A 7,940-nucleotide genomic window follows, 5' to 3' on the forward strand; every position below is an offset into this window, starting at 1 on the left:
CAAGGTAGACGACAGCCTGGCCTGCGGAGTTGCCGCCGCCCACGAGCGCGATCTCCTGGCCTTCGCAGAGCTTGGCTTCGACCGGGGAGGCCCAATATGAAACCCCGCCCCCCTCCAAAGCCAAAAGGTTGGGAATCTCGGGGCGGCGGTAGCGCGCTCCGGATGCAACGACCACGGTGCGAGCCCGCACTGCTGAGCAGTTGGTGAGCTCCAGTTGCAAGAATCATTGTTGCGCGATCTCGGCTGCCGCTTTGGCCAAGGCTTCCTCTACGGCCGTCCCATGCCGGCGCCGCAAATGCTCGAATTCCTCACCTGCCAAAACGCAGGGAGCATGGCCCGCCGCACTGCGCGGGCTGTTTAGTCTCCTATCCGAACCGGCTCCGCGATTTGCTCAGACAGGCCGTTAAGGGCGGTCGGACGTTTTTGAATGGAGGGGAGAGAGAGGAAGGAACTTGGAAAAAGCTTTAGCCGACGATCTCGGCCTTCTTGAAGCACTGCGCGATCTCGCGTTTTGCGGTCTCAATGCTATCTGAGCCATGCACGGAATTCCGTTGCATGTTGATGCCGAATTCCTTGCGAATGGTGCCGGGTTCCGCGTCGACCGGATTTGTCGCGCCCATAACCTCGCGGTTCTTCGCGATGGCGCTGTCACCTTCCAACACCTGCAACACGAGCGGGCCCGAAGTCATGAAGGTAATCAGATCCCGGTAAAAAGACTGATCCTTGTGCATGTCGTAGAACTTACGCGCGTCCTTCTTCTTCCACCACGTACGCTTCTGCGCGATCACGCGCAATCCCGCGCCTTCGAGCTTGGCGACAATCCGTCCGGTAATGTTGCGCTCGGTCGCGTCAGGCTTGATGATCGACAGAGTGCGTTCGCTGGCCATAGCCATTTTTCCCTCTACAACATTGAATCAGGCGGGCTTATAGCCGCCGGCCATGACAGCGACAAGGCAGTGCTCAGTTGCTCCGCTGCGGCGGAACCGCACTGGTTAAGAGAAAGCGAAGGAGACGGTGGTCATGCTCTACGCGACGCTCAAGGTCTTGATCACAAGCGTTTTCGTCGTTGCTGTGTCGGAGGCGGCGAAGCGCAGCACTTTCGCCGGCGCCGTGCTCGCCTCGATCCCGCTGACCTCGGTGCTGGCCCTGATTTGGCTCTATGTCGACACCGGCGACCGCGAGAAGGTGGCGTCGCTCACGCAAGGCATCTTCTGGCTTGTCTTGCCGTCGCTTGTCTTTTTCCTCGCCCTGCCGCCGCTGCTCCGCCGCGGACTCGACTTCTACGCAAGTCTCGGAATTTCCATTGGACTTACCGTGGTGGCGTATTTTGTGATGGCGTACGCCCTTCGACGCGCCGGCATCGCCGTTTGAAACGTCACGCCTTCTGCTGCCAGCGTCCGTCTTCATCCTGCTGCCAGTAGCTCACGCTGAGACCGCCGGTCTTTGCCTCCTGCCACGCCGCGCGCGCACGTTGCAGGGCTTCGTCGTCGCGACCGTCGAAAATATAGACGACCCGCTCATAGGAGGTGCCGCCGCCAAGCTCGGCTCCGTCCACCAGGAAGCGCACCTTAGACGCATTCGGATTGTCGTCGCCGACCGTCAGGTAGATCGGTTGCGCCTGAGGGCTGCCGTCCCGCGCCGAGCCGTGCGGCAGAAAGCTCTCATCGCGGTAGATCCAAAGCAGCGTGTTCAACGCCTCGACCCGCTCCTCGCTCGCGGCCTGAACCGTGGCGCGCCAGCCTCGCGCGAGCGACCGCTCCAGAAGCGTCGGCAGCACCTCTTCGAGGCTGCGATATTCGAGGTGATAGAAGTAGACTTCGCTCACGGCCGCGATCGCCCCACGTCAATCCTGTCCGGCGTAGGGATTGGCGCCTTTGCGGAGATGCATGCGGATCGGTACGCCCGGCATCTCGAAGGCCTCGCGCAACGCATTCACGAGATAGCGCTCATAGGATTGCGGCACGGCCTTCGGCCGCGAGCAGAACACGATGAAGGTCGGCGGCCGCGCATTGGCTTGCGTCATGTATCTGAGCTTGATGCGCCGCCCCGAAACCGCCGGCGGCGGATGCGCGTCGACCACCGCTCCCAGCCACTGGTTCAGGGCGCGCGTCGGCAGCCTGCGGTTCCAAAGTCCATAGGCGGTAAAGATGGCATCCATCAGCTTGCCGAGCCCACGTTTGGTCTTGGCGGAAACCGGCACGATATTGAGCCCCTTGATCTGCGGCAACAGGCGCAGGCAAGCCTCGCGCAATTCCTCCAGGCGCTCATCCTTGTCGGGCACGAGGTCCCATTTATTGATGGCGATGACGAGCCCCCGTCCCTCGCGTTCGATGAGATCGGCGATCTGCAAATCCTGTTTCTCGAAGGGCTGCTCGGCATCGAGCAGCAGCACCACGACCTCGGCGAAGCGGATGGCGCGGAGGGCATCGCCGACGGAAAGCTCCTCGGCCTTCTCCTCGACCTTCATCTTGCGCCGCAGGCCCGCGGTATCGAAGAGACGCAAGGGCTTGCCGTCCCATTCAAGTTCCACCGCAATAGCGTCGCGCGTGATCCCCGCTTCCGGCCCGGTGATCATGCGCTCCTCTCCGAGCAGCGCATTGACGAGGGTTGACTTTCCGACATTCGGCCTGCCGACGATGGCCACGCGCATCGGGTGCTCTAGCTCCTCCTCGTCGTGCGCGCCTTCGACGATGACCTCGCCTTCTCTATACTTCCGGTAGGCTTCCTCGATGGCTTCGCCGACGAGATCGATCCCGAGGGCATGCTCGGCGGAGACCGGCATCGGCTCGCCAAGACCGAGCCGATAGGCGTCATAGACCCCGGGCTCCGCGGCGCGACCCTCGCATTTGTTCGCGGCAAGCAGCACAGGCTTGCCCGAGCCGCGCACGAGATCGGCGAAGATTTCATCGGCGCTAACCACGCCCGCCCGCGCGTCGATGAGGAAGAGCACGAGATCGGCTTGGGCGATGGCGGCTTCGGTCTGGTCGCGCATGCGCGGCGTCAGACCTTCGTCGCCAGGCTCGAGCCCTGCGGTATCGATCAGCGTGACGTCGTATGGCCCGATACGAGCCTCCGCCTCGCGCCGGTCGCGCGTCAGTCCCGGCTGATCGTCGACAAGGGCGAGCCGCTTGCCCGCGAGCCGATTGAACAGCGTGGACTTGCCGACATTGGGTCTGCCGACAATGGCGATGGTGAACGACATGATCTTGGTCAGGGCCTTGTCAGGTCGCGGCCGTCCGCGCCCGCGGCGTGTTTAGTTCAAAGCGATCAATTCGGCGTCGTCGGCAAGGATATACATGCGCCCGCCTGCGACAATCGGGGAGATGAAGACGGCCGTATCGAGATTGAGCTGAGGTCCGACTTCTCCGGTCCGCGCGTCCGCACCGACCAGAAGTCCCTGGCCGGAGATGAGCCAGAGCCGGCTACCCGCGAGAACGGGGCCGCTCCAGCGCGACCCTTGCGGCAGATCCTTCACCCAGCGCACGGCGCCGTCTTGGCGCGACAGGGCGAGAAGCTTGCCCGTGACATCCACCACGAACACGGTGTCGCCCGCGACCCACGGCATTTGCGTGCTGGCGATGTTGCGGGTCCATACCCGCTCGCCAGAGCTCTCCGAGGAGGCGATCATCTTGCCGCCATGGCTGACCGCGAACACCATGCCGCGGTCGACCACGGGCCGCGCCGGATCGCCGAGAATGCTCGAGGCCGAAGTATCGGTGCTGCGCGAAAGCGATTCGGACCACACCGCCTCGCCGCTTCCCGCCTGATAGGCGGAGATATCGCCGGCTGGGTACGGCGCAACCACGACGCTCTTGGCAACGGCCGGGCTCACATTGTTGAGCAGCGTCGCGGGCTGAGGCAGGCCTCGCGCCTTCCACACCTCCTCGCCGTCGGCCACGTTGAGACAGCGCAGATAATTGTCAGCCGCCACGAAATAGATCTTGCCGCCGGCAACCGTGGGCGAACTGCGGATCGGCTCGCCGATCCTCTTCGTCCACGCGATCGCGCCGCTGCCGGCATCAAGCGCTACCACGGTGCCATAGCCGGTCGTCGCATAGACCCGTCCGCCCTCGAAGGCGAGCCCGCCGCCAAAGCCTTCGCTGCTCTTCTCGTTTTCGGGCGTGGTGCTTGCCGACCAGACCTTGCCGCCGCTCGCCGCCGCGAACGCCGATACGGTGCCGGCCGCGTCGAGGGTGAACACCTTGCCGTCGGCAACGAGCGGAACGGCGCTCAACCGCCCTCTCGACGAAGAACCGCTGCCGGCATCCGCGGACCACACCTTGCGCACGCTATCGCCGAATGTGAGATGGCCGAGATTGTTCGACGGCGTGCCGCCGGGCTGCGTCCAATTGGCGTTGGTGACGGCACCCGGCAGCGCGACCGGCTTGACCGCACCCGGTTCGATATTCGCAAGCGTCGGATTGGTGATGACCGGAACCCGCTGGCCCGGAAGCTTGGCTTCTTCTTTTTTGAATGGGTTGCTCATCGAAGGCAGGCCGCTGCAACCGCCGAGCCCGGCCACGATCGCTACCACAACGCATGCGCTCAACACCTGGCAGCCGATTCCCCGTGTGCGACCGCGGCTCACTTGCAACCCACCCTCGACGTTCGAACGACCTACTTTGCGGTGGTGCTCAAGGCCCCGGGATCCCCCGCGATGAGAGCAAGCATCATGTCCGCCCGCTCCCGCAAATTCGTGGGCGTTCCCTGATCACCGATCAAAGCGGCGAACTGCTTTTCGGCTTCGGACTTATTATTGAGCCTATAGGCGGACAGGCCGAGCAGCTCGCGCGCCGAGTAGCGCCAAGGGCTCCCGTCGACGAGCCCATCCAGGCGCCGCTGCATCTCAGCATAATCGGCTGTTTCCAGCCGCAGTGCCGCAGCCTGAAGCGTCGCGAGACCTTGCAGGATCGGGTCGACGCTGCCGTCATTGGCAAGCGCAACGTAGCTCGCGACCGCCTTGTCGAGCTCACCGGCCTTGGCTTCGCTCGCCGCGAGCTGAAAGCGCGACAGAACTGCGTAGCCTTTTGGACCCTGCTTGGCCAAGCGTGCATAGGTCTCCCCGGCCTCGGCGGATGAGCCGCCGACTTCGAGCGCGATGGCCTGGCTGAACTCAGATCCCGCTTCCTTGGCCCGTCGCTCCTGCCAATAGGTCCAGCCGTTGTAACCGGCCACGGCGACGATCAGGACGACCGCGCCGACCAGAACGTAGAGGCCGTATTTGTCGAACAGCCGTCTGTAACGATCCTGGCGGACAGCCTCGTCAACTTCGCGAAAGAACTCACGATCGGTCATGGCTCAGCGGACTCATTTGATGCGGTGAGACGGAGCGATCCTGGAAACCACCGCCGCTCCTCCGTCACGCGTATATTGAAGCCCTTCCGCCCGCGCAAGGTAAAGAGCGTGGGAAGCATCCCGACAAGGTCCCCGCAGGACAGGCTAACTGCCTGTCATTTTGGCCTTTTTCGTGTCCGGGGCCGGATCGTCAGACATCGGATAAGTATGCTCGCCCGCCGGGAACGCGCGCGTGCGCACATCGCCCGCGAAGGCTTTCACCGCAGTCTCGATGGCGCCACCGAGCTGAGCGTATTCCTTGACGAATTTCGGCACCCGGGGGGAGAGGCCCAGCATGTCCTCAAGCACGAGGATCTGCCCGTCGCACTCGGCGGACGCGCCGATGCCGATGGTGGGGATGGGGATCTGCCGCGTGATGCGCGCCGCAAGCAGCTCGGCAAGCGCCTCCAGCACGACCGCGAAAGCACCGGCTTCCGCCACGGCGCGCGCATCCTCCTCGAACGCCGCCCATTCCGAACGGAACAGGCCACGCGCCTTGAAGCTGCCGATTGTGTTGATGGCTTGCGGGGTGAGGCCGATATGGCTCATCACGGGGACGCCGCGATCGGCGAGATAGCGGATGGTTTCCGCCATATGCGCGCCGCCTTCGAGCTTGATGGCGCCGCAGCCGGTCTCTTTCAGGACGCGCGCGGCGTTGCGGAAAGCGACCGGCGGGCTCTCCTCGTAAGAGCCGAAGGGCATGTCCACGACCACCAGCGCCTTGGACGAGCCGCGGACGACCGCCCGCGCATGCATGATCATAAGCTCGAGCGGCACCGGCACGGTCGTTTCGTAGCCATGCATCACCATGCCGAGGGAATCCCCAACCAGCAGCAGATCGACGTAAGGATCGATAATCCGGGCCGTATGGGCGTGATAGGCCGTCAGCGCGACGATGGGCGCCCCACCCTTGCGTTTGGCGATATCCGGCGCCGTCATGCGCCTAACGTCGAAGTCCTGCGACACGTGAGGTCTCTCCGCGAAGGCAGCGTACCCAATCTATCCTATGACAGAATATAGAGATTTTTGCAGCGCAATAAACCGTAGGGTGTCTTGGTTCCTCAACTTGGTAAAGGCGTAGTCCCGATCAGGAGCGGATGCAGCCAGATGAGGAAAATGACGTAGAGCACGGTGCCGACGACCACGCTGATAACGTCGTTGCGGGCGGGCCCCGTCTCGGTAACCGTGACCAGCCCCCTCTCCTCGCGGCGCTTGGCGGCAATGCGGTCATAGACGGCATAGGCGAGGAAAGAGGTGAAGAGGATGATGGAGGCGAGATCCCCATTGGCGACGAGATGGCCAAGCGCCCAGAACTTGATGCCGGCGAGGAAAGGATGGCGCAGCTTCGCCTTGATCTGCCCCGGCACGTATGAGGCGACGATTAAGATGAAGGCCGGCAGTGTGAGCGCCATCGCCATATAGCGGGTCCAGTCCGGCGGGCTCCAGATTTGAACGACCGGCGCGCGATGGAAGCCCCACACCAAAAGCACGAAGCCCGCGGTCGACAGCAGCGAGAAGAAGATCTTGTAGCCGTTCTCGCCAAAACGGCGGATTAGAGCGGATTCGCATTATTTCGGTTCGTATCCAGCGGCGGCGAAGTAGTTGGCGCATTCTTCCGGGTGAAGCAGTCGAGGAGATCGCCGATCCTGTGCCAGAGCGCCTCGACGGTTCGCTCTGCGGCGGCTCGGAGCAGGGTCTTCAGCTTGGCGAAGGCGTTCTCGATAGGATTGAAGCCGGGGCTGTAGGGCGGCAGGTAGAGCAGCTTTGCGCCGACCGCTTCAATGGCTTGGCGCACGGCCGATCCCTTGTGACTTGAGAGATTGTCCATCACCACGATGTCGCCGGGGCGAGTTCGGGCACCGCACCTGCTCGACATAGGCCTGGAAGGCGATGCGATTGATCGGCCCGTCGAGCACCATCGGCGCCACCATGCCGGAGAGCCTGAGGCCTGCCACGAAGGTGGTGGTCTTCCAGTGTCCGTAGGGAACGCCCGCTCTCAGTCGCTCGCCCTTGCGCGTGCGTCCCCGCAGCCGCGCCATGTTGGTGGAGGCCCACGTCTCGTCGATGAAGACGAGGCGCTCCGGATCGAGATCGAGCTGGTCGTCGAACCACTCTCGGCGCCGCTTCAGGATGTCGGGCCGGTCCTGCTCGGCCGCGTGCGCTGACTTTTTTTGAACGTCAGGCCGCAGCGGTCGAGGAAAACCCACAGCGTCGCGCGAGCGGCCCGGACATCACGGTCTGAGGCCAGTTTGTCCAGCATCTCGCTGATGGTGATATCAGGCTCCGCCTCGATAAGCCCGACAATGTAGCCGCGATGCGGATCGAGCTTGGAGCGGCGCGGCTGTCCCTGACGGCCAGCTGTTCGATCGCCGGTTTGGCGCGCCCGGCGAACCCAGCGGATCGCCGTCGCCAGTCCGATCCGAAACTGGGCCGCCGCCCGACGCGCCGGCAGCCCACCGAGCGCAGCATCGATCACACGATCACGCAAATCCTGGCTGTAAGCCCGCGCCATGGTCGCCCTCCATCCCAAAAGAAACAGAGGACTCGCACCGTTCGCGCGATTTGGGAATCCCTCCAGGAATCGGAAAAGCCTGAATGTGCTCTAG

The 7,940-nt window shown here is 63.6% G+C and carries 8 protein-coding genes and 2 pseudogenes; 1 reads left to right on the forward strand and 9 read right to left on the reverse strand.

Translation table 11 applies throughout. The features are described 5' to 3' along the window. Positions 1-214: pseudogene (locus tag ACR2J1_RS04705) on the reverse strand (thioredoxin reductase); the annotation flags it as partial. A gap of 250 nt (positions 215-464) precedes the next feature. Continuing rightward, positions 465-887, reverse strand: coding sequence for a nucleoside-diphosphate kinase (gene ndk, locus ACR2J1_RS04710; protein ID WP_434018193.1), 423 nt, complete (start codon positions 885-887; stop codon positions 465-467). Between the two features lie 133 nt (positions 888-1,020). Here ndk and ACR2J1_RS04715 point away from each other — a divergent pair, with 133 nt between their 5' ends. Next, positions 1,021-1,371 carry a DUF3147 family protein gene (locus ACR2J1_RS04715; protein ID WP_434018187.1) on the forward strand — a complete coding sequence of 117 codons (351 nt, stop codon included), beginning with the start codon at positions 1,021-1,023 and terminating at the stop codon, positions 1,369-1,371. A 4-nt stretch (positions 1,372-1,375) separates the two neighbouring features. Here the strand turns inward: ACR2J1_RS04715 and ACR2J1_RS04720 are convergent, their stop codons facing one another. The 7 genes and pseudogenes from ACR2J1_RS04720 to ACR2J1_RS04750 form a co-directional block, all read right to left on the reverse strand. Further along, a complete protein-coding gene (locus tag ACR2J1_RS04720; protein WP_434018188.1) occupies positions 1,376-1,825 on the reverse strand; it encodes a DNA polymerase III subunit chi in 450 nt (149 codons plus the stop codon). An 18-nt stretch (positions 1,826-1,843) separates the two neighbouring features. Continuing rightward, on the reverse strand, positions 1,844-3,202 hold the full coding sequence (der, locus tag ACR2J1_RS04725; protein WP_434018189.1) for a ribosome biogenesis GTPase Der: 1,359 nt from the start codon (positions 3,200-3,202) through the stop codon (positions 1,844-1,846). Positions 3,203-3,253: 51 nt separating this feature from the next. After that, positions 3,254-4,486 carry a PQQ-binding-like beta-propeller repeat protein gene (locus ACR2J1_RS04730; protein ID WP_434018190.1) on the reverse strand — a complete coding sequence of 411 codons (1,233 nt, stop codon included), beginning with the start codon at positions 4,484-4,486 and terminating at the stop codon, positions 3,254-3,256. Between the two features lie 131 nt (positions 4,487-4,617). Then, positions 4,618-5,295, reverse strand: a complete 678-nt coding sequence (locus ACR2J1_RS04735) for a tetratricopeptide repeat protein (RefSeq protein WP_434018191.1) — start codon at positions 5,293-5,295, stop codon at positions 4,618-4,620. A 144-nt stretch (positions 5,296-5,439) separates the two neighbouring features. Beyond that, positions 5,440-6,300: a 3-methyl-2-oxobutanoate hydroxymethyltransferase gene (panB, locus tag ACR2J1_RS04740; RefSeq protein ID WP_434018192.1), complete on the reverse strand. Its 861-nt coding sequence runs from the start codon at positions 6,298-6,300 to the stop codon at positions 5,440-5,442. A 95-nt stretch (positions 6,301-6,395) separates the two neighbouring features. Then, on the reverse strand, positions 6,396-6,887 hold the full coding sequence (locus ACR2J1_RS04745; RefSeq protein ID WP_434018194.1) for an NnrU family protein: 492 nt from the start codon (positions 6,885-6,887) through the stop codon (positions 6,396-6,398). 15 nt (positions 6,888-6,902) lie between these two features. After that, a pseudogene (locus ACR2J1_RS04750) lies at positions 6,903-7,846 on the reverse strand (IS630 family transposase). Positions 7,847-7,940 lie beyond the last annotated feature (94 nt).

The organism is Methyloceanibacter sp. (genome assembly GCF_050999895.1).
Lineage (GTDB): Bacteria > Pseudomonadota > Alphaproteobacteria > Rhizobiales > Methyloligellaceae > Methyloceanibacter.